At 70.9% G+C, this 24613-nt stretch carries 23 protein-coding genes; 19 read left to right on the top strand and 4 right to left on the bottom strand.

Annotated elements, in window-relative coordinates; translation table 11 throughout:
- Positions 1-22: 22 nt before the first annotated feature.
- From RN607_RS12565 to RN607_RS12535, 7 genes are all read left to right on the top strand, one after another.
- The gene (locus RN607_RS12565) at positions 23-307 is read left to right on the top strand and encodes a DUF4229 domain-containing protein (RefSeq protein WP_313497696.1); all 285 of its coding nucleotides are present in this window, start codon (positions 23-25) and stop codon (positions 305-307) included.
- Positions 308-362: 55 nt separating this feature from the next.
- Positions 363-932 carry a TetR-like C-terminal domain-containing protein gene (locus RN607_RS12560; RefSeq protein ID WP_313542950.1) on the top strand — a complete coding sequence of 190 codons (570 nt, stop codon included), beginning with the start codon at positions 363-365 and terminating at the stop codon, positions 930-932.
- A gap of 32 nt (positions 933-964) precedes the next feature.
- Positions 965-2134 carry an SGNH/GDSL hydrolase family protein gene (locus RN607_RS12555; protein ID WP_313542948.1) on the top strand — a complete coding sequence of 390 codons (1170 nt, stop codon included), beginning with the start codon at positions 965-967 and terminating at the stop codon, positions 2132-2134.
- A gap of 153 nt (positions 2135-2287) precedes the next feature.
- Positions 2288-3007 carry a DUF2202 domain-containing protein gene (locus tag RN607_RS12550; RefSeq protein ID WP_313542946.1) on the top strand — a complete coding sequence of 240 codons (720 nt, stop codon included), beginning with the start codon at positions 2288-2290 and terminating at the stop codon, positions 3005-3007.
- A 219-nt stretch (positions 3008-3226) separates the two neighbouring features.
- The gene (locus tag RN607_RS12545) at positions 3227-3628 is read left to right on the top strand and encodes a hypothetical protein (RefSeq protein WP_313497689.1); all 402 of its coding nucleotides are present in this window, start codon (positions 3227-3229) and stop codon (positions 3626-3628) included.
- Positions 3629-3642: 14 nt separating this feature from the next.
- Entirely contained in the window at positions 3643-4326 is a 684-nt protein-coding gene (locus RN607_RS12540) for an ABC transporter ATP-binding protein (protein ID WP_313542944.1), read from the top strand.
- A gap of 230 nt (positions 4327-4556) precedes the next feature.
- Positions 4557-6623, top strand: a complete 2067-nt coding sequence (locus RN607_RS12535; protein ID WP_313542942.1) for an ABC transporter permease family protein — start codon at positions 4557-4559, stop codon at positions 6621-6623.
- Here the strand turns inward: RN607_RS12535 and RN607_RS12530 are convergent.
- Positions 6620-7489: a 1,4-dihydroxy-2-naphthoate polyprenyltransferase gene (locus RN607_RS12530; RefSeq protein ID WP_313497683.1), complete on the bottom strand. Its 870-nt coding sequence runs from the start codon at positions 7487-7489 to the stop codon at positions 6620-6622. The two genes, RN607_RS12535 and RN607_RS12530, sit on opposite strands and share 4 nt — an antisense overlap.
- Complete coding sequence (locus RN607_RS12525) at positions 7486-8568, bottom strand: AMP-binding enzyme (RefSeq protein WP_313497681.1); 1083 nt, start codon at positions 8566-8568, stop codon at positions 7486-7488. Before RN607_RS12525 ends, RN607_RS12530 begins: the two co-directional genes overlap by 4 nt.
- 79 nt (positions 8569-8647) lie before the next feature.
- Here RN607_RS12525 and RN607_RS12520 point away from each other — a divergent pair, with 79 nt between their 5' ends.
- Positions 8648-9673: a DUF3048 domain-containing protein gene (locus tag RN607_RS12520; RefSeq protein WP_313542940.1), complete on the top strand. Its 1026-nt coding sequence runs from the start codon at positions 8648-8650 to the stop codon at positions 9671-9673.
- 35 nt (positions 9674-9708) lie between these two features.
- Here RN607_RS12520 and RN607_RS12515 read toward each other — a convergent pair whose 3' ends face one another.
- Entirely contained in the window at positions 9709-10638 is a 930-nt protein-coding gene (locus RN607_RS12515; protein ID WP_313542938.1) for a 1,4-dihydroxy-2-naphthoyl-CoA synthase, read from the bottom strand.
- An 80-nt stretch (positions 10639-10718) separates the two neighbouring features.
- On the opposite strand from RN607_RS12515, the gene RN607_RS12510 reads away from it, so the two are divergent.
- From RN607_RS12510 to RN607_RS12500, 3 genes are read left to right on the top strand one after another with little or no spacing between them, the layout of a single operon-like run.
- Positions 10719-11606 carry an o-succinylbenzoate synthase gene (locus tag RN607_RS12510; protein ID WP_313542935.1) on the top strand — a complete coding sequence of 296 codons (888 nt, stop codon included), beginning with the start codon at positions 10719-10721 and terminating at the stop codon, positions 11604-11606.
- Positions 11603-13318, top strand: coding sequence for a 2-succinyl-5-enolpyruvyl-6-hydroxy-3-cyclohexene-1-carboxylic-acid synthase (gene menD, locus RN607_RS12505; RefSeq protein WP_313542933.1), 1716 nt, complete (start codon positions 11603-11605; stop codon positions 13316-13318). The genes RN607_RS12510 and menD overlap by 4 nt, the downstream gene beginning before the upstream one ends.
- The gene (locus tag RN607_RS12500; RefSeq protein WP_313542932.1) at positions 13318-14436 is read left to right on the top strand and encodes a hypothetical protein; all 1119 of its coding nucleotides are present in this window, start codon (positions 13318-13320) and stop codon (positions 14434-14436) included. The genes menD and RN607_RS12500 overlap by 1 nt, the downstream gene beginning before the upstream one ends.
- A 6-nt stretch (positions 14437-14442) precedes the next feature.
- Here RN607_RS12500 and RN607_RS12495 read toward each other — a convergent pair whose 3' ends face one another.
- Positions 14443-15708 (bottom strand): isochorismate synthase, encoded by a 1266-nt coding sequence (locus RN607_RS12495; RefSeq protein ID WP_313542929.1) that lies wholly within the window; start codon positions 15706-15708, stop codon positions 14443-14445.
- Between the two features lie 119 nt (positions 15709-15827).
- On the opposite strand from RN607_RS12495, the gene RN607_RS12490 reads away from it, so the two are divergent.
- The 8 genes from RN607_RS12490 to RN607_RS12455 all read left to right on the top strand — a co-directional run bounded on the left by RN607_RS12490 (position 15828) and on the right by RN607_RS12455 (position 24613).
- Positions 15828-17171, top strand: coding sequence for a geranylgeranyl reductase family protein (locus RN607_RS12490; protein WP_313542927.1), 1344 nt, complete (start codon positions 15828-15830; stop codon positions 17169-17171).
- Between the two features lie 67 nt (positions 17172-17238).
- Positions 17239-17571: an NADH-quinone oxidoreductase subunit A gene (ndhC, locus tag RN607_RS12485; RefSeq protein WP_313501754.1), complete on the top strand. Its 333-nt coding sequence runs from the start codon at positions 17239-17241 to the stop codon at positions 17569-17571.
- Positions 17572-17574: 3 nt separating this feature from the next.
- Positions 17575-18126: an NADH-quinone oxidoreductase subunit B gene (locus tag RN607_RS12480; protein ID WP_313497667.1), complete on the top strand. Its 552-nt coding sequence runs from the start codon at positions 17575-17577 to the stop codon at positions 18124-18126.
- A complete protein-coding gene (locus tag RN607_RS12475) occupies positions 18123-18824 on the top strand; it encodes an NADH-quinone oxidoreductase subunit C (protein WP_376784172.1) in 702 nt (233 codons plus the stop codon). Before RN607_RS12480 ends, RN607_RS12475 begins: the two co-directional genes overlap by 4 nt.
- Entirely contained in the window at positions 18821-20170 is a 1350-nt protein-coding gene (locus tag RN607_RS12470) for an NADH-quinone oxidoreductase subunit D (protein WP_313497665.1), read from the top strand. Before RN607_RS12475 ends, RN607_RS12470 begins: the two co-directional genes overlap by 4 nt.
- Positions 20167-20832, top strand: coding sequence for an NADH-quinone oxidoreductase subunit NuoE (gene nuoE / locus RN607_RS12465; protein ID WP_313542925.1), 666 nt, complete (start codon positions 20167-20169; stop codon positions 20830-20832). Before RN607_RS12470 ends, nuoE begins: the two co-directional genes overlap by 4 nt.
- Positions 20829-22157, top strand: coding sequence for an NADH-quinone oxidoreductase subunit NuoF (gene nuoF, locus RN607_RS12460; protein WP_313542922.1), 1329 nt, complete (start codon positions 20829-20831; stop codon positions 22155-22157). The genes nuoE and nuoF overlap by 4 nt, the downstream gene beginning before the upstream one ends.
- Complete coding sequence (locus RN607_RS12455) at positions 22154-24613, top strand: NADH-quinone oxidoreductase subunit G (RefSeq protein ID WP_313497659.1); 2460 nt, start codon at positions 22154-22156, stop codon at positions 24611-24613. The genes nuoF and RN607_RS12455 overlap by 4 nt, the downstream gene beginning before the upstream one ends.

Below are 24613 nucleotides of genomic sequence, written 5' to 3'. Positions count from 1 at the left end.
ATCGCCCGGTAACTTTGACCGCATGAGAGTCCTCGCCTACTGGGCCGCACGCACCGGCATCTTCCTCGTCGTCGTCGGCGTCCTGTGGCTGCTGAACCTGCTCGACATCGTGACCCTGGTGATGGCGATCCTCATCGCCTGGGCGATCGGCTATGTGGCGCTGCCCGGGATGCGTGCGTCCGCCGCCGCGCAGATGGAGGGCTGGGTCACGCGGTCCGAGAAGGGTCTGAAGGAGCTGGACGCCGAGGAGGACGCGGAGGCGGAGGGCGGCACGGAGGGCGGCACGGACGAGGGTCGGCTCGCATAGGTCGCCGTTTCCTATAGACTGTAGGTGATCAGCTACAGGATGTAGGGAGAATGGCGTGCCTCGACAGGGTCTCACCGCCGCCGCAGTGACGGTCGCCGCAGCCGACCTCGCCGACCGCATCGGCTTCGCGCAGCTGTCCCTGTCCGAGCTTGCCCGCACGGTGGGGGTTCGCACGGCCAGTCTCTACTCGCACGTGCGCGACCTCGACGACCTGCGCTGCCGCGTCGCGCTGCTCGCGCTCGACGAGCTCGCCACCGCCACCGCCGACGGCATGGTCGGCCGCAGCGGGAAGGACGCGCTCGCAGCGTTGGCCGACACGTACCGGTCCTACGCCGCGGCGTGCCCCGGCCGGTACGCCGCGACCCGCATGCGGCTCGACGTCGACACGGCCTCCGTGAGCGCGGGTCCACGGCACGCGGGCATGCTCCGCGCGATCGTCGTCTCGTACGGCGTGCCCGATGCCGAGCAGGTCCATGCGATCCGCTTCATCGGCGGCGCCATCCACGGATACATCGAGCTTGAGGCCGCAGGCGGCTTCGATCACAGCAGCCCCGACTCCCAGGTCTCGTGGACACGCGCGCTCGACGCCATCGACGCCGCGCTTCGCGCCTGGCCGCACCCCTGACCGCACCCGCCCCGTTCTCGAAGGACCACCGCATGACACCCCCGACGCTGCCCCTGACCACTCCGCTCCGAGCCGACCTGCTCCGCGGCGCGCTCGAGCTCGAAGCCACCGAGATCGGCATCCGTCCGCATCGCCTGCCGGCCTGGGCGCGCGCCCAAGCGGCCGATCCGCAGATCCTGATGGCTGAGGCACAGCCGTCGGGCGTGAGGATCGTCGCAGCCACGGAAGCGACCGCGATCGAACTGGTCGTGCTCGCCACGCGGTACGGATATCGAGGGGCGCCTGCCAGACCGGACGGGGTCTTCGACCTGCTGGTCGACGGAGCCCTCCACAGCCAGGCGTCGCTGCGCACCGCGACCACCGTCGTGACCGACATGGCCACAGGGGAGACCGTCGTCGAGGCCGCCCAGCCGGAGGCGTTGCGCTTCGACAACCTGCCCGTGGGCCCCAAGACGCTTGAGATCTGGCTGCCCACGCATGAAGCGCTGGAACTGGTCGAGCTGCGCAGCGACGCGCCCGTCGTACCCGTGCCGGCCGAGGCCCCGGCGTGGCTGCACCACGGCAGCTCCATCAGCCACGGGTCCAACGCCACGCACCCCACAGGCACCTGGCCCGCGATCGCCGCCCGCACGGCGGGCGTGGAGCTGACCAACCTGGGCTTCGGAGGCGGCGCGCTGCTCGACCCGTTCACCGCGCGCACCATGCGCGACACTCCCGCCGACCTCCTCAGCATCAAGATGGGCATCAACCTGGTGAACGCGGACCTGATGCGGCTGCGCGCGTTCGGGCCCGCGGTCCATGGCTTCCTGGACACCGTCCGCGACGGCCACCCCGACACCCCGTTGCTGGTGATCACGCCGATCCTGTGCCCCATCCATGAGGACGCCCCTGGCCCTGGCGCCTTCGACATGGAGGCGCTCGCGCGTGGCGAGCTGAGGTTCATCGCCACCGGCGACCCCGCCGAGGTCGCGCACGGCCGTCTGACGCTCGCGGTCATCAGGCGCGAGCTGGAGCGGATCGTCCGCGAGCGCCAGGCGACCGACCCTCACCTTCACCTGGTCGATGGGCTGTCGTTGTACGGGCTTGCCGACGTTGACGCGCATCCGCTGCCAGACGCGCTCCACCCCGACGCCGCCACGCATCGGCTCATGGCAGAGAGGTTCGTCGCGCTGGCGTTCGGCGAGGGCAGGCCGTTCGCCTGACCGGGGACGGAGGCGGGGTGTCGCCTGTCAGGAGGGAGCTGCACCGCCGGGTGATGCCCCGGTCCGCTCTTCATCGAATCTTCACCGGACCGTCCACGTCGCTGCCGGGCGGTGCTGATGTCCTGAGGCCAGAGGCAACTCAGGGAGGCCATCATGGACAAGAAGATCCTCGCGGCGGCCATCGTGGGCGGCGTCAGCCTGGCGCTGGTCCCCGCGGTCGCGGCCCTCGGCGGGGGAGCCGGGGCGACATACACGACGACGGTGAGCGCCGGCGGCACGACGACGGAGAACGGACCAGGCGCCCGGAACGGCGCGACAGACCGCGACCGTCACAGCACGGCGGTCGGCACGACGGCGGCGCTCGCGCTCGTCGACGGTGACATCAGCGACGCGGACGCGCAGGCGCTTGCGGCCATGGTCGAGGAGGAGAAGCTCGCGCACGACCTGTACCTGACTCTAGGAGACCAGTACGACCTTGGGGCATTCCAGGCGATCGCCGTCGCGGAGTCCCGGCATGAGGCGTCGGTCAGCGCCCTGCTCGACGCATATGGCCTGTCCGACCCGACCGACGGTCAGGCGGTCGGCGAGTTCGCCGACCCCAGCCTGCAGAGCCTCTACGACGCGCTGCTCGCCCAGGGCCTCACGTCTCAGGAGCAGGCGCTCACCGTGGGCGGCCTGGTCGAGGAGACCGACATCTCGGATCTCCGGGAACTCGCGACGGACGAGGCGTCGGTGAACCTGGTGTTCGACCACCTCGAGTCGGCCAGCGAGAACCACCTTCAGGCCTTCGTGGTCAGCCTCGACCGCTTGGGCGTGACCTACGACGCGCAGGTCCTCACGGACGCGCAGCTCGCCGAGATCGTCGGCGGGTGACCCGATCCGCTCGGTGCGGCGCCGTCGCTGGACGCACAGGGGCGGCGTTCCTGCGCGTGCTGCACGCGTGCCCGGCGTCCGACTGATGAACACAAGCCGGTGATCACTCGAGTTCTCCACAGGCGGTCTACCAGCAGCGTTGATCGTTGCTACCGTCCGTCGTGCACTGGGTGCCGGGAGGCGCAGTGGTCTCCGCCCGGTGCGGAGAACGGAGGAACGATGAAGACGAAGCGAATCGTCACGACTGTGGCGCTTGCCCTGGGCCTCGTTGCGGTAGGTGTGGGCTCCGCGAGCGCAGGGGGCTTCTACCAGTCGACGACTGGTGTGACGATGAACGGCACGTACCGCTTCGAATCGGCTTCCGTCCAGCACGGTGCGTTCCACTTCTGGGGCACGCTGAATGACACTGTCAACGACGGGAACGCCGTCAAGCAGCAGGTCCGGGTCGAAGGCTACGGCTACAACACCTGGTACACCGGAGTCGACGCTGACCGGTATCTCAATCAGTACGTGTACGACGGCGCAGCGGTCCATACCGACCTCGCACGCGCCAAGGTGTGCCGCGACCGGGGATCACTGCTGCCGGACAACTGCTCGTCCGAGAAGACCTACACGCGTTGAGCGCGTCCGCGGCGGTGATTGAAGCTCGGGGGCTCACCTTCGGTTTCCCGCGCGAGGTCGACGTCCTTCGCGACGTCCACCTGGCTGTGGCCGACGAGGTCGTGGCGCTCACGGGGCCGAGTGGATCCGGCAAGTCGACCCTTCTCCTCTGCCTCGCAGGAATCCTGGTGCCTTCCTCGGGTACGGTCACCGTCGCGGGCCACTCCTTCGAGGGCTTGGATCTCGAGGGCCGAAGCCGCGTCCGCCGAGAGCACCTCGGCCTCGTCTTCCAGTTCTCGGAGCTGATCGCCGAACTGACCCTCGCCCAGAACGTCGCGCTCCCGTTGGAGCTCCTCGGCGCGTCGTCGCGGGAAGCCTCGCGGCGCGCCATCGCCCTCATGGAGGAGCTGGGCATCGCCGAGCTCTCCAGCCGCTATCCGGCGCAGGTGTCCGGCGGGCAGGCGCAGCGGGCCGCAGTGGCGCGCGGTCTGGTGCACGAGCCCGCGGTGATCCTCGCCGATGAGCCGACCGGAGCGCTCGACTCGACGACTGGGGCGGTGGTGCTCGACCTCCTTCTCGGGGCGGCGCGGCGGCGCGGCGCGGCGGTGGTCATGGCGACGCATGACCGCGCGCTCGCTGCGAGCGCGGACCGCATCGTCGACCTGGGTTCGCTGTCGATGCCTGTGCACGGCGCGTCCGAGGCGTCGGCCACGAGGTGAGCGCACCTCTGTGCTGGCGCCTCGGTCTCCGTCTGCTCCGTGCGGGCGGGAGACGCGTATGGATGTCTCGTGCCATGGTCGCGGTCGGGGTCTGTCTCGCGGTCGTGGCCGCGCTCGTCTGCGCTGCGGCGTCACATGTCGCATCGGCGCAGGCTCATCGCTCCGAGGCCCGCGCCTTCTCCATCACGAGTGACGATGCGTCCGCGAAGGCCTTCGTGAGCATCAGTCAGATGCCGTTCGAGAATCGGCTCCTCCTACGTATCGACGTCGATCCGCTCGACGGAGAGCTTCCGCTGCCGCCGGGGCTCGACCGCTGGCCTGCGCCGGGAGAGGTCCTGCTCTCCCCGGCCGCCATGGATCTCCTTGATGAGGACCCTGCGTTTCGTGCATACGTGCCCGGCACCGCCGTCGGAACCGTGGGCGAGGCCGGGCTCCGTGGTCCCGACGAGCTGGTCGCGTACCGAGGAGTACGGAGCGACGACCAGCCGCGGGGAGGGTTGGCGGCGACCGACGCGTCGAACGGCGCGATGGACCTCGACACTGCGCCGCCGTCTGCCGGTCAGATCGCTGCGCTGACACTGCTGATGGCCGGGCTGGTCGGCTTGCCGGTGGTCGCGTTCCTCGTCGTCGCTGCGAGGCTTTCTGCAGCGGCGCGCCGGAGCAGGTGGACAGTGCTTCGTTTTCTCGGCGCCCCGGAGAAGCTTGTGCGGAGGATCAATGGAGTCGAGAACGTGGTGCTCGCGGCCGTCGGGTGGGTTGCGGCGCTCGCTGTCTACCCGGTGGTCAACACCTGGTCGGCGGGATCGCACGTGCTCGGTACCACCTGGTTCGCGAAGGACACTGCGCTCACGCCGGCCCTCGCGGGCATCTCGGGGATCGTCGTCCTGACGCTCGCTGTGCTCGCAGGAGCGCGGACATCCCTCCCCGTTGGCGCCACCCGAGCAGCCGCGAGGCAGCACGAAGGGGCGCCCAGGAGAGCGTCGTGGCGGTTGCTGCCGCTCGCGACAGGCATCGTGTCGCTCGGTGGTCAAGTGCTGGCTGGTGTCGCAAGGGAACCAGGCTCCATGCCTGTCAAGCTGGACCTGGTGATGAGCGGCGCCATCCTCGTCACGGCGGTCGGTCTCATCATCGCGCTTCCGGAGCTCGTGCGGTGGACGGGAGTGTTCGTCGCCCGGCGCAGCACCAATCTCGCGGCCCGTATCGGTGGCGCGCGCGCCGCATTCGAACCCCGGGCGAGCTCGGGCCTCGTCATCGGTCTCGCGCTCCTTGTCATGGCCGTTGGGGTCACCATCGGACAGACTCGCGACGCGCGTGCCGTGAGCGAGCCGGCCGCGGACTACGTTCCTGTCTCGGTGTCCGTCTCGGAGCTGCCCGATGGAGCCCGCGCTCAGCTGCGAAAGAGCGTGGCTGCGCCGGTTCTGGTGCTCGTCGCGGGTGACGGTGCGACTGGGTCCACAGCCACGATCGCCGTCGCGACCTGTGGGTCCGTGGAGGAGATGCTGCGGACGATCACGTCCGCTCAACGTCTCGACTGTGAGCCTGGGGAGACGCTGACGCCGGGAGGACGCATCGACGCGGCGACGGCTGCCGTGCTCGACTCGTCTGCTTTCGCGGCGCTCGATCTTGCGTCGCTCGCCACCGGGGCATTGCCCGACGAGGTCGCCTCGTTCCTTGTCGAGGGTGGCGTCTCGGCGCTCATCACCGTTGACCCGCAGCCAGTCCTCGACAGTGTGCGCTATGGGCCCACCACCGAGACGGACGGCTCCACGCTGTACTCAGAAGACGCCCTGATGGTGTTGACGGTGCCACGGGCCGAGGTCACCGCGACGCTCGCCAGCATCTACCGCGTCGCGCCCTACAGTCAGCCGTCGGCGGTAGGGCTGGACCCGGCGAGCGGCCAGAACATCGCCATGATCGACGGCTTCATCCAGTTGGGGCTCATCCTCGCGACCGCCATGACCGCCCTCGCGCTTGCGACGGCGTTGGCCGACCGTTCAGTCGGCCGCCTCCGGCCTGATCACGAGCTGCTGATCATGGGCATGCCGCTCGCGATGATCCGCCGCGCGCATCGCTGGGAGGTCGCGTCGACCCTCGTCTCGGGCACCGCCGTCGCGCTCGTTGCGGGGATCTTCGGCGGTCTCGCATGGCAGTATGCGGGCGGCCTGGTCCGTACCCCGGACTGGAGCGCCACCGCGATGCTCGTCGCGGCCTCCACGGGAGCGGCTGCGCTTCTCACATGCACGTCGTCCGTCGGGGTGCCGAGGGAGATCGACTCGGAGCTGTTGCGGACTCCCTAGAGCGCGATGCCGACGGCCAGCAGCACGCCGTAGCCGAGGCCGACACCGCTGGTGGCCATGAAGATCGGCGCGAGCGCGCGACCCTCGAAGGGGCCCCGGACCGCGAGACCGATCAGCAGCGACGGCAGCGCCATGATGGTCGCGAGCAGTGCCCACGGGTGCGCGAACGAGACGAGCAGAGCGCACGCGACCGGCGCCATCATGACGCCCAGGAACGCATGCCTCGCACGCTGCGGGCCCAGCTTCACGGCGAGCGTGCGCTTGCCGGTGAGCGCATCCGTCTCGATGTCCCGGATGTTGTTGACCATGAGCATCGCCACGGACGTGAACCCCACGCCGGCGGCAGCGACCACCGCCCACCACGTGATCTGCGCAGCCTGCGCGACCATGGTGCCGAGCACCGCGACCAGCCCGAAGAATACGAAGACTGACACCTCGCCCCAGCCGTCGTACCCGTAGGGGCGCGACGACCCCGTGTACGTCCAGGCCGCGGCGATGGCGAGCGCACCCACGATCAGCCACCACCACTGGCCGGCCACGATCACGAGCCACAGGCCCAGCAGCGCGCCCACGCCGAACATGAGGAACGCCGCACGCTTGACGGACGACGGCAAGGCCTTGCCCGAGGCGACCAGCCGGTCCGGGCCCACCCGGTCCATGTCGGTGCCGCGCACGCCGTCCGAGTAGTCGTTGGCGTAGTTGGATGCGATCTGCAGCGACAGCGCGACCCCCAGGGCGAGGAGGGCGATCAGCAGATGGAAGCCGTCCACGGCGATCGCGCAGGCCGTGCCGACCGCGACAGGGGTCACCGCTGTCCAGAGGGTGCGGGGTCGAGCGCCGGCGACCCAGTCCTGCATGGTGGTCATGCGTCTCCGTTCGGGGATTCGAGGAGGCGTCGTGCCTGCCTGCGGTCGATCTTGCCACTGTCGAGCCGGGGCAGGGCGTGCACGACGAGCAGCTGACGGGGGAGCTCGGCGCGCGTGAGCACCGTGGTGAGAGCCGACCTCACGTCGTCGAGCACCGGTGGGGTCGCGTCCGGGTCGACGGTGACGACGGCTCCGACGCGCTCGCCCCACTCGGCGTCGCTCACGCCGACGACGACCGCCTCGGCGATCGCGGGCATCGCCGTCAGCGCACGCTCCACACGCAGCGGATGCACGTTGACCCCGCCGCTGATGATCACGTCGTCGGCCCTGCCCAGCAGGCGCAGCCGGCCGTCGTCCATGACGCCCAGGTCACGGGTGCGATGCCAGGTCTCGCCGTCGATCACCGGCCAGTCGTCAGGATCCCGTTCGGGCTGTCCCGACGCGGACGCGTACCCGTCGGCCAGCATCGGCCCCTTGAGGAGGACCCGGCCGTCGGCGTCGATCGCGACGCGCGCGACGTCGAGCGGGACTCCGTCGTACACGCACCCGCCTGACGTCTCCGTCATGCCGTAGGTGGTCACGATGTTCGCCGGGGCGTCGTCCCTGTGCAGGGCGGCGCCTCCGATCAGGACCGCATCGAACGCCTGGAGCGCCGTACGGCCGACGGGGGAGTCGAGCAGCCGGCCCAGCTGGGTGGGCACGAGCGAGACGTAGCGCCGCCCCAGCGCCGTTCCGTCGGCGCCACCTGCGGAGACGAGCGCGTCGACCGACCGCGCGAAGCGCTCCGGCGAGAAGGACCCCTGCGGCATCCGTTCCACATGCGATCCGGACAGCAGCGCACGCGCCAGCACCATCGCGCCGGCGATGCGGTCCGCGGGCATGGCCAGCAGCCAGTCGCCTGGCCCGCCGAGCCGACGGTCGGTCGCCTGGGCCGCCGCGCGCATGGCGGCGCCGGACACGAGCACCTGCCGCGGCGACGCCGTGGAGCCTGACGTGGGTGCGCCGATCCCCGCAGCGGCGCCGCTCAATGCGGCGGCGACGGCCCTGTCCGGACCTGGGGCGAGCGGCGCGTAGTTCATCGGATCAAGCCTAGGTCCCACCTATGCTGGCGAGGTGACCAGCATGCGGGTTCGGGGTGGGGCCGCCATGGCGACGGCCGTGGCACTGCTCTTGGCGGCGTGCGCGCCGGCGGTGGAGACGTCCCCGCCGGTGAGTCTCAGCTACTCGGCTGAGGGCGTCCGCGGGGACGTCCCGTCGCCGCCCGCCGACCCGAGGCCGGCCGTCGTGTGGCCGCTCACCGGTCTCGACGCCACATCGGCTTCCGAGGAGGACCTGTCCAGGCCCGCGCTCTCGGTGAAGATCGAGAACTCGAGCGAGGGCCGGCCGCAGGAGAACCTCCAGTACGCGGACATCGTCTACGAGGAGTACGTCGAGGGAGGCATCGCCCGCCTGGTCGCGGTGTACCACTCGACGATCCCTGACTCGGTCGGCCCGGTCCGCTCCATGCGGCCCATGGACAAGAACATCGTGGGCCCCCTGCTCGGCCCGCTCGTCTTCTCGGGCGCCCAGCCCGGCTTCATCAGCCAGAACTCCGCCGCCGGGATCGAGCAGATCACGCAGGACCTGGGCGACTACGGCTTCTACCGGACCCAGGACAAGCCCGCGCCGCACAATCTTCACGCGCACCTGGACAAGATCTACGAGCAGACCTCGTCCGACGACCCCGCGCCGCCGGCGCAGTGGGACTTCGCATACCCGGACGCGTATGCGACGGCGCAGAAGTCGGGCTCGACGGCGAGCCAGATCGACCTGGTGCTGTCGGGATACTCGCACCCCAGCTGGACGTGGGACCCGACCACCAGCCTGTGGAAGCGCTACGAGTGGGGCGACGCCCACCGGACCACCGACGGCACGCAGATCTCCGCGACGAACGTGGTGGTGCTGCGCGTCAAGATCACCTACAACTCGTCGGGCGGCGGCGCCGAGGTGCCTGAGACCCTGCTCGCGGGCGAGAGCGGCAGCGGCTGGCTCGTCTCCGGTGACAAGGCGATCGAGATCACGTGGTCCAAGAACGGCATGCGCGACCCGATCGTGATGCAGGCGGACGGCCAGGACGTGTCGCTGATGCCGGGCCAGACGTGGGTGGAGCTGGTGCCGGAGTCCGGAACCGTCGGCATCTCCTGACATCCCGCACGCGGCGACCGCGCACCGCGGCGGGGTCAGTACGCGTAGGGGAAGCGCGTCCAGTCCGGCTGGCGGTGCTGCAGGAACGCGTCGCGTCCCTCCTGCGCCTCATCCGTCATGTACGCCATGCGTGTCGCCTCGCCGGCGAACACCTGCTGACCTGCCAGTCCGTCATCCGCCAGGTTGAACGCGAACTTCAGCATCCTGATCGCCTGCGGGGACTTGGTGGCGACCATCGCCGCGTACTCGAGCGCCTTCGACTCGAGCTCCGCGTGCGGGACGGCCTCGTTGACCGCGCCCCACGCCTCGGCGTCCGCAGCCGAGTACTCGCGCGCCAGGAAGAAGATCTCGCGCGCCCGCTTGTCGCCCACCTGGCGGGCGAGCAGCGCGGAACCGTAGCCGGCGTCGAAGCTGCCGACGTTCGCGTCGGTCTGCTTGAAGCGCGCGTGCTCCTTCGACGCGAGGGACAGGTCCGCGACCACGTGAAGCGAGTGCCCGCCGCCGGCCGCCCAGCCGTTGACGGCCGCGATGGTGACCTTCGGCGAGTTCCGCATGAGCCGCTGCACCTCGAGGATGTGCAGACGTCCGCCGTAGGCGGGGGCGTCGGTGGCCGATCCTTCGTAGAGGTAGCCGTCGCGTCCGCGGATGCGCTGGTCGCCGCCTGAGCAGAAGGCGTGCACGCCGTCGGCCGCCGGGCCGTTGCCGGTGAGGATGATCGCGGCGACGTCCACGGTCTGCCGGGCATGGTCGATCGTCCGGTAGAGCTCGTCCACCGTCTGCGGGCGGAAGGCGTTGCGCACCTCCGGCCGGTTGAATGCGATGCGCACGGCCGGAAGGTCCCGCTCGCCGTCCTCGGTCCGCGCCACCCAGCGGTGGTAGGTGATGTCCGCATCAGGGAAGCCGTCGATCGCACGCCACTGCGTGGGATCCATCAGGTCCGACACCTGGGTGGGGATCTCGCTCATGCCGCCAGGGTAGTCGGCTGCCAGTCCGCAGGCTGGTCCGTCGGCATCGCGCCACCGACCGTCCCGCCTAGGCTGTGCTCATGGAGTTCCGCCCCTTCCGCGTGCCGCTGTCCACTCGCTTTCGAGGGGTGACGGAACGCTCGGGAGTCCTCGTGAGGGGTACGGCACCCGACGGATCCGACGCGTGGGGCGAGTACTCGCCGTTCGCCGACTACACACCCGGCCGGGCGTCGAGGTGGTGGGCGGCCGCCATGGAGGCCGCGAACGGCCTGTGGCCAGCCGCGGTGCGGGACAGCGTTCCCGTCAACAGCATCGTCCCGGAGCTTCCCGCCGGACGCGCCGCCCAGCTGGCCGTGGCGAACGGCTGCACGACCGCCAAGGTCAAGGTCGCAGGCACCGTGTCGCTGAAGGACGACGTGCGGCGCGTCGAAGCGGTCGCGCGTGCGCTCGGGCCGGCAGGCAGGGTGCGGGTGGACGCGAACGGCGCCTGGGACGTCGACACGGCGGTGAGGTCGCTGAAGGAGCTGGACGCGGCGGCGCGCGCAGGGGGCGGGGGCGGACTGGAGTACGTGGAGCAGCCGTGCCGCACGGCCGCGGAGCTGGCGGAGGTGCGACGCCACACGCACGTGCTGGTGGCCGCCGACGAGTCGGTACGGATCCCCGGCGACGCCGACGAGGTGATGCGCCTGGGCGCTGCGGACATCCTGGTCCTCAAGGCGGCCCCGATGGGCGGCGTACGCGTATGCCTGGACGTGGTGGACCGCTACGACGTGCCGATCGTCGTCTCGAGCGCCATGGAGTCGTCGGTGGGGCTCGCTGCGGGCCTGGCGCTCGCGCTCGCGGTCGATCGCCTTCCGTATGCCTGCGGTCTGGGCACGAGCGCGCTGCTGGCAGCGGACACGGTGTCCGAACCGTTGGTCCCTGTGGATGGCGAGATGCGCCTGCGGCCGCTGGAGGTGATCGTGTGACCGGCACGTTCCCGTCGGCCGCGTTCTCGCGCGAGCTGATCGCCGGGCTGGCCCTGCACGGCGTGCGTGACTATGTGCTGTGCCCGGGCTCCCGCTCGGGACCGCTGGCGCATGCGCTCGCGGCCGCTGCCAGGCCCGACCGCCCCGAGAACGCTCCGGAGATCGAGCTGCATGTGCGCATCGACGAACGTGCCGCGGGCTTCCTGGCGCTCGGCATCGCGAAGGCGCGCGCGGCTGCAGGCGAGGCCGCGCCTGTCGCGATCGTCACCACGTCGGGCACCGCGGTCGGCAACCTGATGCCGGCGGTCATGGAGGCGCACCACTCGGGGGTGCCGCTGCTGCTCCTGACGGCCGACCGCCCCGGCGAGCTCAAGGGCGTGGGCGCCAACCAGACCACCGATCAGGTGGGCCTGTTCGACTCCTTCGTGCGCTGGTCGGTCGAGTCTGCGGCTCCCACGGAGCGGGAGGGCGACGGTCGCGCCGCCCGCATGGCCGCGCGCGCGGTGGACGCGGCGATGGGCACGGAGAGCGAGCATGACACCTTGCCCGGCAAGGGTCCCGTGCACCTCAACCTCGACTTCCGGGCGCCGCTGCAGGACGACGGCGGTCCGTGGCCCGTGCTGATCTCGCACCGTGAGCCTGAGCCGCGAGGCAGGTGGAGGGCATCGGGCATCTTCGACGCTTTCGTCGGCGGACCTGCGCCTCTGCCCGCCAAGAGGCGCGGCATCGTCATCGCGGGCGACGGCGCGGGCGACGACGCCCGGCGGCTGGCGGAGACGCATCGGTGGCCGCTGCTCGCCGAGCCGACCTCCGGCGCGCGCGCGGGCGAATGCTGCATCCCGGGCTATCTGGCGTTCCTCCGTTCCGACCGCGGACGCACCGTGGCAGGCGAGGCGACGATCGTCGTGGTGGTGGGACGGCCCACCTTGACGCGTGAGGTGCAGGAGCTGATCGGCAAGGCGAAGGATCTCCGGATCGCGGCGCACGGGGCCCGTTGGAAGGAGGCGCCGCGTCACGCGACGAGGGTCGAGGAGACCGTGCCGGACGAGTGGTTCCAGCTCGCGAAGGACGCCCCGGCGCCGGACGACGTGTGGCTGGGCTACTGGCAGGCCGCTCCGGCCCCGCGGCCCGACCCGTGGGGCGCCGACGCCGTCGCCGTGGAGCTCGCCGCATCGCTCGCTGCAGGCGACCTGTGCGTGGTCGGCTCGTCGGGCAGCATCCGCGCGCTCGACCGCGTGGCGCCCGCGTGGGACCCGGCCTCCGCGCCGGTCCTGATCGCGAACCGCGGCCTGGCCGGCATCGACGGCACGGTGTCCACCGCGATGGGCGCTGCGCTGGCCTCCGATCGTCCCGTGACGGCGGTGATGGGCGACGTGACGTTCCTGCACGACGTGGGTGGCCTGCTGGTCGGCCCGCGTGAGCGCCGACCGGATCTGCGGATCGTCGTGGTGAACGACGGCGGCGGGCGGATCTTCGGCATGCTCGAGCATTCGGGTGCCGATCCTGCGAACGTGGAGCGGGTCTTCACCACCCCGCACGGGGTGAACCTCGCGCCGATCGCGGCCGCGTACGGCGCGTCCTACGCCGAGGTGTCGGATGCGGAGTCGCTGCGTGCCGCGCTCGCTCCGGCCCCTGCCGGCGTGGAGATCGTCGAGGTGCTGCTCCCGGGAGCCGGCGCCGGAGCCGACGGTGATGAGCGGCGGGGCGCCTGATGCGTCCCTTGCGCGGGCCCCGATTCTGGATCGCCTGGACGGTCGTGCTGGGCCTCGTCGTGATCGGCAGCCTGTGGGCCCTCACGTATCCGTGGGGCGATGCCGGCGGATCCGGTGTGCCGTCGGCGTCGGCCACGGCGCCGAGCGTCTCCAGCTCGGACACGTCGTCGCCCTCGCCCACTGCGACGGCGCTCCCGGGACTGGACGACTCCGTGGTCGCCGCGATGGGCGAGGGCTGGGTGGTGACCACGCTCGTGGACGGGTCCGGTGCGGTCACGCTCGCCGCGGTCGACCCGTCGGGCGGGCTGTACCTGGGGCCCGTCCTGCCGGCAGGCTCGCGGCTGCTCGCGATGCTCGCCGACGGACGTGCCGTGGTGCTCGACCCGTCGGACGGGACGCTGCGGACGGTCGCGCTCGCCACGGGTGACGCGGCCTCGCTGGGCGCCGGCTGGCAGGATCCGGTGGTCGCCGTGCCGGCAGGAGCGGACGCGACACAGATCCTCGTGGAGTCCGGACCGGCAGGCAGCCGCACGGTCGACGCCGTGTCGACGGTCGACGGCACCGCCACCAGGCTGGGCGACGCTGCGGATCGGCACGGCCTGGTGTCCAGCGCGGACGGCACGACGGCGCTCACCGCGATCGGCAGCGCGCCGTCGTCGATCGTCGCCTCGACCGCCGGCGCGGACGACGTGTCCTCGGGCGCGCCGCTCGGGGGCTCCGCGTGCGAGCCCGAGGCGTGGGACGCGGACAGGCAGGCGATCGTCGTGTGCGCCGACGACCAGACCACGGTGTGGGCCCTGGAACCGACCACCGCGACCTACGCGTCCGCCGCGACCGTGCCTGCGGCGGGCGGCCTGGCGTTCGCGGTGTCGGGCTCGCGGATCCTGGTCGCGGGCAGCGTCTACGGGATCGACGGCACGCTCAAGTGGGCGCTCCCCGAGGGGGCCGCCAAGGCGACCGCTGGGATCTTCACCGGCACGGCCCTCGCCCTGTGGTCCCCCGGGGACGACGGCACCGCCGCGCAGGTGGTGCTCGTCCGCCCCACGGGGCGGCTCTCAGGCGTGGTCAACGTGCCCGACGGGTACTCGGGCTTCGTGCAGGTGGTCGCGGCAGGCTAAGCAGGGTCAGCCGAGGCGGAGCGCGTGGCGCATCGGCTCCAGCTTCGCCTCGGATTCGGCCCACTCCGAGGCGGGCTCCGACGCGGCGACGATCCCGCAGCCGGCGAACATCCTCACCTGGCGCGGGTCGTCCGCGTCGATCTCCGCTGACCGCAGGCCGATGCACCACTCGCCGTCGCCTGCACCGTCGATCCACCCCACCGGGCCGGCGTAGCGACCGCGGTCCAAGCCCTCGAGCGAGTCGATGAGGCGCGCGGCCGCAAGCGTGGGCGTGCCGCAGACCGCCGCGCTGGGGTGCAGCTCGCGCACGAGCTCCAGCACGGTCGCCGCATGGTCCAGCGAGCCGGTGATGTCGGTGGCCAGGTGCATCACGTTCGGCAGGTGCAGCACGAACGGCTCGTCCGGCACGTTCACCGACGCGCAATGCGAGGCGAGCACCTGGGTGACCGAGCGCACCGCGAACGCGTGCTCCTCCCGGTCCTTCGACGAGTGCGCGAGCGAGGCGGCGCGCGCCAGGTCCGCTGTCGCGTCGCCGGTGCGCCGGATCGTCCCCGCGAGCACCCGCGAGGTGACCAACCCATGGTCCACGCGGGCGAGCAGCTCGGGCGTGGCGCCCACGAGGCCGTCCACGTGGAAGGTCCAGCAGCCGTCGTACTCCCTGGCGAGGTACGGCATCAGCGAGCGCGGGTCCACGGGAGAGTCCGCGTGGGCGCCGACCGCGCGGGCCAGCACCACCTTGTCCACCTCGCCCGCCCGGATGCGTGCCACGGCGGACTCGACGGCGGCGTTCCACGCGTCGCGGTCGCCGTCCTCCTCGGTGAGCCGAGGAAGAGGGGCCGCAGGGGTGGTCGTGCCGAGCGCGGAGGCGAGGTTGGGCGCATGGCCGTGAGCGCCGTCGTCTGAGATCTCGGTGAGGAAGCCGCGTCCCTCGCGCACGCCCAGGATGAAGCGGGGAACGATCAGGGTGCCGCCGTGCACGGAGGCGTCGGCGAAGGAGAACGAGCCGAAGGCGACGAGGCCGGACCCGCGCACGTGCACGTCGTCCCTCACCACCGCATGACGGGTGAGGCGCCGCCACCAGGTCGCAGCGTCATCGATCCGAGAGGAGCCGCGCGAGTCGAACCGCGCCACCTCGCCCCACGCGATCATCCCGTCGCCGCGACGCACCCACGCCATGCCCCCGTCAGGGATCAGCGCGAGCAGATCCTCAGGCGCGTCGACCGCGATGGTGCGCGCAGCCAACGTCGGCATGGCGGGGAGCTGAAGGGTCACGTCCTCAGCCTAGGACCGGCGCGCGGCACGACTGCACGGCGGCCGTCATGCCCCTTTCGTATACAGGTGTTGCATTGACATGTCATCGAGCACTTGTGCGGGGCGTCTAACCTAGGCGGGTGAGGACTGAGGCGGATGTGATCGTCGTCGGCGCCGGACCGGGCGGCGCCGCCGCCGCCCGCTACCTGGCGGTCGAAGGTTTCGACGTCATCGCGCTCGAGAAGTCGCACTACCCGCGTGAGAAGGTCTGCGGCGACGGCCTGACGCCCCGCGCGGTCAAGGAGCTGCAGCTCATCGGGCTGGAGACCCCGCGCGACGAGGGCTGGATCCCCAACCGCGGGCTGCGCATGGTCGGCGGCGGGCATCGACTCGAGTTCCCATGGCACGACCTGGAGTCGTTCCCGGACTACGGGCTCAGCCTTCCCCGCGCCCAGTTCGACCACCGGCTCGCCCAGCACGCGCGCGCCGCCGGCGCCGACGTCCGCGAGGGCTGGCACGTCGACTCCCTGATCGTCCGCGATGGCGACGGCGAGTTCGTCGTCGACAAGGACACGGCCGAGCGCGCCGCCGCCGTCCGGCCCGGGGGAGAGGCGCGCGTCGTCGGCGTCATCGCCCGCGAGACCGACGAGAAGGGCCGCAAGGTGGGTGACCCCGTCGAGCACCGGGCGCCCCTCATCATCTCCGCCGACGGCGTGAGCGCACGCCTCGCGCTCGGGCTCGGCATCGAGCGCAAGGTCAACCGCCCCATGGGCGTCGCCGTCCGCACCTACATCGAGACCCCCCGCCATGAGGAGGAGTGGATGGAGGGCCACCTCGAGATCTGGTCGGGCGAGCGAGGCAGCTCGAACCTGCTTCCCGGATACGGTTGGATCTTCCCGCTCGGCGACGGCACCGCCAACGTCGGCCTGGGCACGCTCAGCGCCAAGGGCACCCCGTCCGGGCTGGATCACCGTGCGCTCATGCGCGACTGGCTGGACCACTCCGCCGCCGACTGGGAGCTCGGCGAGCAGGTGGGTCAGATCAAGGGCGCGGCCATCCCCATGGCCTTCAACCGGCAGCCGCACTATGTGCCAGGCATGATGCTCGTCGGCGACTCCGGCGGCATGGTCAACCCCTTCAACGGCGAGGGCATCGCGTACGCCATGCAGGCAGCGCGCCGTGCCACCGAGGCGGCCGTCGCCGCCCGCGCCGCCGGCAACGACGACCGTGCGTACCAGGCCGCTCTGGCGTCGTACGCCCGGATGATGAAGGACGACCTGGGCGGCTACTACTCGCTGGGCCGTGTCTTCGCGACCCTGATCGAGTACCCGACGGTGATGAGCATCTGCGTGAAGTACGGGTTGCCTCGTCCACTAGTCATGGAATTTGTCTCTAGACTGCTGGCAGACGTCTACGAGCCCCGGGGCGGAAACTGGTCCGACAAGCTGTTGTCGGCCCTCGTACGCATCGCGCCGGCGGCCTGACCTCGACAATGACAGTCGCAAACAGGGAGGGAGAGCGCGCGTGAACCCCTACGTGCCGATCCTGGTGATGGTCGCGATCGCCGCACTGATGGCGCTCGGCGGCCTCGGAGCTAGCCGCATCCTCGGACCCCACCGCGACAACGCGGCGAAGCTCGACAGATACGAGTCGGGCCTGGAGCCCACCCCGCTCGCCAAGGGCGGCGGACGCATCCCCGTGAAGTACTACCTCACGGCCATGACGTTCATCATCTTCGACATCGAGGTCGTGTTCCTGTACCCGTGGGCCATCGCCCACCAGGCGCTCGGCTGGTTCGGCCTGATCGCCATCATGACCTTCCTCGCCCTCATCACGATCCCGTTCGTGTACGAGTGGCGCCGCGGCGGATTCGACTGGGAGTGACCCATGGGACTTGAAGAGAGCGCACCTCCGTTCATGCTCGGCACCGTCGAGTCCTTCGTGGGCTGGGCACGCGCGGGCTCCATGTGGCCAGCCACCTTCGGCCTGGCCTGCTGCGCCATCGAGATGATGGGCACCGGCACCTCGCGTTTCGACATCGCGCGCATCGGCTCCGAGGTCTTCCGCGGCTCCCCGCGCCAGGCCGACGTCATGATCGTCGCCGGCCGTGTGTCCAACAAGATGGCCCCGATCGTCCGCCAGGTGTACGACCAGATGGCCGACCCCAAGTGGGTGCTGTCCATGGGCGTCTGCGCCTCCTCCGGCGGCATGTTCAACAACTACGCGATCGTCCAGGGCGTGGACCACATCGTCCCTGTGGACATCTACCTGCCGGGCTGCCCGCCACGTCCCGAGATGCTCATCAACGCCCTGCTCGAGCTGCAGGAGCAGGTGAAGAGCACGCCCATGGGCCGCAACCGCCGCGAGATCGCCGCCGCCGCCGAGGCCGCCGCGCTCCAGGCCACCCCCACCTCCGACATGAAGGGACTGCTCCGTTGAGCGAGACCCAGGACCTGTCCGGCGCCGGGGACGCCCCGGTCGCGCCTGAGGGCCGCACCCTCATCAACGTCCGCCAGGGCATGTTCGGCGCCGGGGGCGACACCTCCGGCTACGGCGGCCTCAAGCGCGTCATCGAGATGCCAGGCGCCACCGAGCGTCCCTACGGCGAATGGTTCGACGGCGTGGTCGACGTGCTCGAGGAGCTGCTGGGAGACAAGGCCTCCGAGGCGATCCAGTACGTGGTGGTGGACCGTGGCGAGCTCACGCTCCACATCGCGCGCGAGCACCTGCTCGAGGTCGCGCAGCACCTCCGTGACGACCAGGACCTCCGGTTCGAGATGTGCCTGGGCGTCAACGGCGTGCACTACCCGGCCGACGAGGGCCGCGAGCTCCACGCCTGCTACCCGATGCAGTCGATCACCCACGGCCGTCGCATCCGCGTGGAGGTGTCGGTCTCCGAGGACGACCCGCACCTCCCGTCCCTCACCGGGATCTACCCGATGAACAACTGGCACGAGCGCGAGACCTACGACTTCTTCGGCATCATCTTCGACGGCCACCCCTCGCTCGCCCGCATCGAGATGCCGGACGACTGGGTGGGCCACCCGCAGCGCAAGGACTATCCGCTCGGCGGCATCCCGGTCGAGTACAAGGGCGCCGAGGTCCCCTCGCCCGACACGCGGAGGCAGTACCGATGACCACGGATCAGACCACCCCGCACGCGACCGGCCCCCTCTTCGAGGACCCGGACGCACCCGAGTTCACCGCGTACGGCGGCGACTGGAGCGAGATCGCAGACGAGGCCTCGCGCCTGGGTCAGCAGCGCGTCGTCATCAACATGGGCCCCCAGCATCCGTCCACCCACGGCGTGCTGCGCGTGATGCTCGAGATCGAGGGCGAGACCGTCACCGAGGCCCGTGCGGGCATCGGCTACCTGCACACCGGCATCGAGAAGAACATGGAGTTCCGGACGTGGACGCAGGGCGTCACGTTCGCGACCCGCATGGACTACGTCGCGTCGATGTTCAACGAGGCCGTGTACTGCCTGGGCGTCGAGAAGCTGCTGGGCATCACCGACGACATCCCTGAGCGCGCCAGCGTGCTGCGCGTGCTCATGATGGAGCTCACCCGCATCGGCTCGCACCTGGTCGCGATCGGCACCGGCGGCAACGAGATGGGCGCCACCACCGTCATGACGACGGCGTTCATCGGCCGTGAGGACACGTTCCGTGTGATCGAGATGCTCTCCGGCCTGCGCACGAACAACGCGTACATCCGTCCGGGCGGCGTGGCTCAGGACACTCCTGAGGGCTTCGTCGAGTACGTGCGCGAGATGATCCCCAAGGTGAAGCAGCGCCTGGACGAGCTCGCTGACATCCAGCTGAAGAACCCCATCTTCATCGGCCGCCTCAAGGACGTCGCCGTGCTGGACCTGGCTCCCGCGATGTCGCTCGGCATCACCGGCCCCATGCTGCGGTCCACGGGCATCCCCTACGACATCCGCAAGGCCGACCCGTACTGCGGCTACGAGACGTACGACTTCCAGGTACCCACCTCCACCGAGGCCGACGCCTACTCCCGCGTGGTCCTGCGCCTCGAGGAGTGCTACGAGTCGCTCAAGATCGTGGCCCAGTGCGCCGACCGCCTCGAGGCGACCGAGGGGCAGCCCGTCATGGTGGCCGACAAGAAGATCGCGTGGCCCGCGCAGCTGTCGCTCGGCACCGACGGCCAGGGCAACTCGCCCGAGCACATCAAGCACATCATGGGCGACTCGATGGAGGCGCTCATCCACCACTTCAAGCTGGTGACCGAGGGCTTCAAGGTGCCGGCCGGCCAGGCGTACGTCGCGATCGAGAACCCCAAGGGTGCGCTCGGCTGCCACGTCGTCTCCGACGGAGGCACCAAGCCGTGGCGCGCGCACTTCCGCGATCCTGGCTTCAACAACCTGCAGGCGCTGTCGATCCTCACCGAAGGCGGCCAGGTCGCCGACGTGGTGGTCGCCATCGCCACCATCGACATGGTGCTGGGAGGCGTCGACCGATGACCTACGACGAGTCCACCCTGACGCAGCTCGCCGCCGATGCGGCTGAGATCCGCGGCCGCTACCCGGTGGAGCGCTCCGCTCTGCTGCCGATGCTGCACCTCGTGCAGTCCGTGGACGGCTACGTGTCGCCCGACGGCATCCAGTTCTGCGCGGAGCAGCTGGGCCTCACCGCGGCCGAGGTCAGCGCGGTCGCCACGTTCTACACCCAGTACAAGCGCCGCCCGAGCGGCGAGTACCAGGTGGGCGTCTGCACCAACACGCTGTGCGCCGTCATGGGCAGCGACGAGATCTGGAAGCGCGTCAGCGAGCGCGTGGGCGTCGGGCACGACGAGACCACGGCCGACGGCAAGATCTCGCTCGAGCGGCTCGAGTGCAACGCGGCATGCGACTTCGCGCCGGTGATGATGGTCAACTGGGAGTTCTTCGACAACATGACGCCGGAGACGGCGCTGCAGCTGGTCGATGACATCTTGGACGGCAAGCCCGTCACGCCGACCCGCGGCCCCGACCACGTCCCGCCGTTCAAGGAGGTCTCGCGCGTGCTCGCGGGCTTCGAGGACGGCCGCGCCGACCAGGGCGTCGGGGCGGGCGAACCCACGCTCGCCGGACTCAAGGCCGCCAAGGATCACGGCTGGACTGGACCGAAGGGGGCGTCCAAGTGACCACCGAGCTCGTCCCCGTCCTCAGCGACATCTGGGACCAGGAGAAGTCCTGGAAGCGCGACACCTACGTGGCGAACGGCGGTTACACCGCGCTCAAGAAGGCGCTGGGCATGCAGCCCACCGACCTGGTGCAGATGGTCAAGGACTCGGGGCTCCGCGGACGCGGCGGCGCAGGCTTCCCCACCGGCATGAAGTGGGGCTTCCTGCCCCCGGACGACGGCAAGCCGCGCTACCTGGTGGTCAACGCGGACGAATCCGAGCCGGGCACGTGCAAGGACATCCCGCTCATGCTGGCGAACCCGAACGTGCTCGTCGAGGGCGTCGCGATCACGTCGTTCGCGATCGGCTGCAACCACGCGTTCATCTACCTGCGCGGCGAGGTGGTGCACGTGTACCGCCGCCTGCTGCAGGCGGTGCGCGAGGCGTACGAGGCCGGCGACCTGGGCAAGAACATCCATGGCTCGGGCTTCGACCTGGACGTCACCGTGCACGCAGGGGCCGGCGCCTACATCTGCGGCGAGGAGACGGCGCTGCTCGACTCCCTCGAGGGACGTCGCGGCCAGCCGCGTCTCAAGCCGCCGTTCCCGGCCGTCGCGGGCCTCTACGCCCGCCCCACGGTGGTCAACAACGTCGAGTCCGTCGCGTCGGTCCCCGCGATCGTCAACAACGGCGTCGAGTGGTTCACCGCGATGGGCACGGAGCGCTCGAAGGGTCACGGCATCTTCTCGCTGTCCGGCCACGTGGAGCGCCCCGGCCAGTACGAGGCCCCGCTCGGCATCACTCTGCGTGAGCTGCTCGACATGGCGGGCGGCATGCGCGGCGGCAAGAAGCTGAAGTTCTGGACGCCTGGCGGGTCCTCGACGCCGATCTTCACGGATGCGCAGCTGGACACCCCGCTCGACTACGAGTCCGTCGGTGCCGCCGGGTCCATGCTCGGCACCCGCGCCCTGCAGATCTTCGACGAGACCACCTGCGTGGTGCGCGCCGTCACCCGCTGGACCGAGTTCTACAAGCACGAGTCCTGCGGCAAGTGCACGCCGTGCCGCGAGGGCACCTTCTGGCTCACCCAGATCCTCAAGCGCCTCGAGGCCGGCAAGGGCACCGAGGCCGACATCCAGCAGCTGCTCGACACGTGCGACTCGATCGCGGGGCGCTCGTTCTGCGCGCTCGGCGACGGCGCCACGTCGTCCATCATCAGCTCCGTCAAGCTTTTCCGCGAGGAGTACGAGCGGCACGTGAGCGAGGGGGCCTGCCCCTTCGACCACGCCGCCTCGGCGCTGTTCGAGTACTCCTCCGAGCCGACCACCGAGGAGGCGCACGCATGACCGCGACCGCGGACAAGGCCGCCGTGCAGACCGTCACGCTCACCATCGACGGCCAGGAGGTGACGGTCCCCAAGGGCACGCTCATCATCCGTGCAGCCGAGGAGCTGGGCATCGAGATCCCCCGCTTCTGCGACCACCCCGCGCTCGAGCCTGCCGGCGCATGTCGCCAGTGCCTGGTCGACGTGGCCAGCCCCGGCCCCGACGGCAACCTGCGCGCGTTCCCCAAGCCCCAGGCGTCGTGCACCATGACCGTCACCGACGGCATGGTCGTGCACACGCAGCACACCTCCGAGGAGGCGGACCGGGCGCAGAAGGGTGTGCTCGAGCTGCTTCTCATCAACCACCCGCTCGACTGCCCGGTCTGCGACAAGGGCGGCGAGTGCCCCCTGCAGAACCAGGCGATGAGCCACGGCCGGCCGGAGTCGCGCTTCGTGGACGTCAAGCGCGTCTTCGAGAAGCCGCTTCCGCTCAGCTCCGAGATCCTGCTGGATCGTGAGCGCTGCGTGCTGTGCCAGCGCTGCACCCGCTTCTCCAAGCAGATCGCGGGCGACGCGTTCATCGACCTGCAGAACCGTGGTGCCATGCAGCAGATCGGCACGTTCGACGAGAACGTGCTGGACTTCGACGGCTACAGCCCCGCGGGCCCCGCCGCCGAGGACGAGTCGGGCCGCGCGTTCAGCTCGTACTACTCGGGCAACACCGTGCAGATCTGCCCGGTGGGCGCCCTGACCTCGGCCGCGTACCGCTTCCGCTCCCGCCCGTTCGACCTGGTGAGCTCGCCCGGCATCTCCGAGCACGACAGCTCGGGCTCCGCGATCCGTACCGACCACCGTCGCGGCAAGATCCTTCGCCGCCTCGCGGACAACGACCCCGTGGTCAACGAGGACTGGATCACCGACAAGGACCGCTTCGCGTTCACGTGGCAGAACCTCTCCGACCGCCTCGAGCGCCCGCTCGTGCGCAAGGATGGCGAGCTGGTCGAGGCGTCGTGGCCCGAGGCCATCGCCGCCGCCGCCGCGGGCCTCAAGGCCGCGCGCGACGGCAAGGGCGTGGGCGTCCTGCCCGGCGGCCGCGTGACCCTCGAGGACGCATACGCGTACGCCAAGCTGGCCCGCGTGGCGCTCGGCACGAACGACGTCGACGCCCGGGCACGTGTCGCTTCCGCCGAGGAGCAGGCGTTCCTCGGGTCCGCGGTGGCGGGCACCGGCCTTGGCGTCACCTTCGCGGACCTCGAGAAGGCGCCGGCCGTGCTGCTGGTCGGCTTCGAGGCCGAGGACGAGGGCGGCGTGGTCTTCCTGCGCATGCGCAAGTCGCTCGGCAAGCAGAAGGTGTTCACGGCGGCGCCGTTCCTCACGCGAGGGGCGGAGAAGCTCGCCGCGACGCTGCTCCCTGTCGCCCCTGGCGACGAGGCTGCGCTGCTCGGCGGCCTGGACGGGGACGCGCTCCAGGCGATCTCCACCGAGGGCGCCGTCATCGTCGTCGGAGAGCGTCTGGCCGCCGTGCCCGGCGCGCTCACGGCCGCCGTCGCTCTCGCCGAGCGCACCGGCGCCCGCCTGGCGTGGATCCCGCGCCGTGCAGGTGAGCGGGGCGCCGTCGAGGCGGGCACCCTGCCCGGTCTGCTCCCGGGCGGTCGCAGCGTCACCAGCGCGACCGCCGCCAAGGCCGTCGCCGAGGCGTGGGGCGTCGAGTCGCTCCCCACCGCCGAGGGTCGCGACGTCGCCGCGATCGTCGCCGCAGCCGCCGCCGGCGAGCTCGACGCACTGGTCGTCGGCGGCGTCAGCCTGTCCGACGTCACCGGCCTGGCCGACGCGATCGACCACGCCGGCTTCGTGGTCAGCCTCGAGGTCCGTCGCACCCGCATCGCCGAGCAGGCCGACGTGGTCCTCCCCGTCGCCCCGCCGTCGGAGAAGGCAGGCACGTTCGTCAACTGGGAGGGTCGCCTGCGCTCGTTCGCGACGGCCATCGCCACGGACGCGATGTCGGACCACCGCGTGCTCGACATCCTGGCGCGCGAGCTGGGCGTCGAGCTCGGCACCGGCTCGATCGGCCAGGTGAACGCGGAGCTCGCCACGCTCGGCGCCGCCGCGAACGGCGAGCGGCCCAAGGCTCCCGCGGTGAAGGCGTCCAAGGCCCCCAAGGCCGGCGCCGTGCGTCTCGCGTCGTGGCACCAGCTGATCGACGAGAGCGCGCTGCAGGAGGGTGAGCCCTACCTGGCCGGCACCGCTCGTGCCACCGTCGCGCGCCTGTCGAAGGCCACCGCCGACAGCATCGGCTTCGCCGAGGGCTCCGTCACCGTCACCGCCGGCGACGGCGACGGCGTGACGGTCCCCGCGATCGTCACCGAGGGCATGGTCGACGGCGTCGTGTGGCTCCCCACCAAGTCTCCCGGCAGCTGGGTGGCGCAGGCGTTGGGCGTCGCGCCCGGCGCAGTCGTGACCGTGAAGGGCGGTGCCTGA

The organism is Demequina capsici (assembly GCF_032102965.1).
Taxonomy (GTDB): domain Bacteria; phylum Actinomycetota; class Actinomycetes; order Actinomycetales; family Demequinaceae; genus Demequina; species Demequina capsici.
The sequence above is the reverse complement of the archived record's forward strand: the minus strand, read 5'-3'. Positions and strand labels throughout refer to the sequence as shown.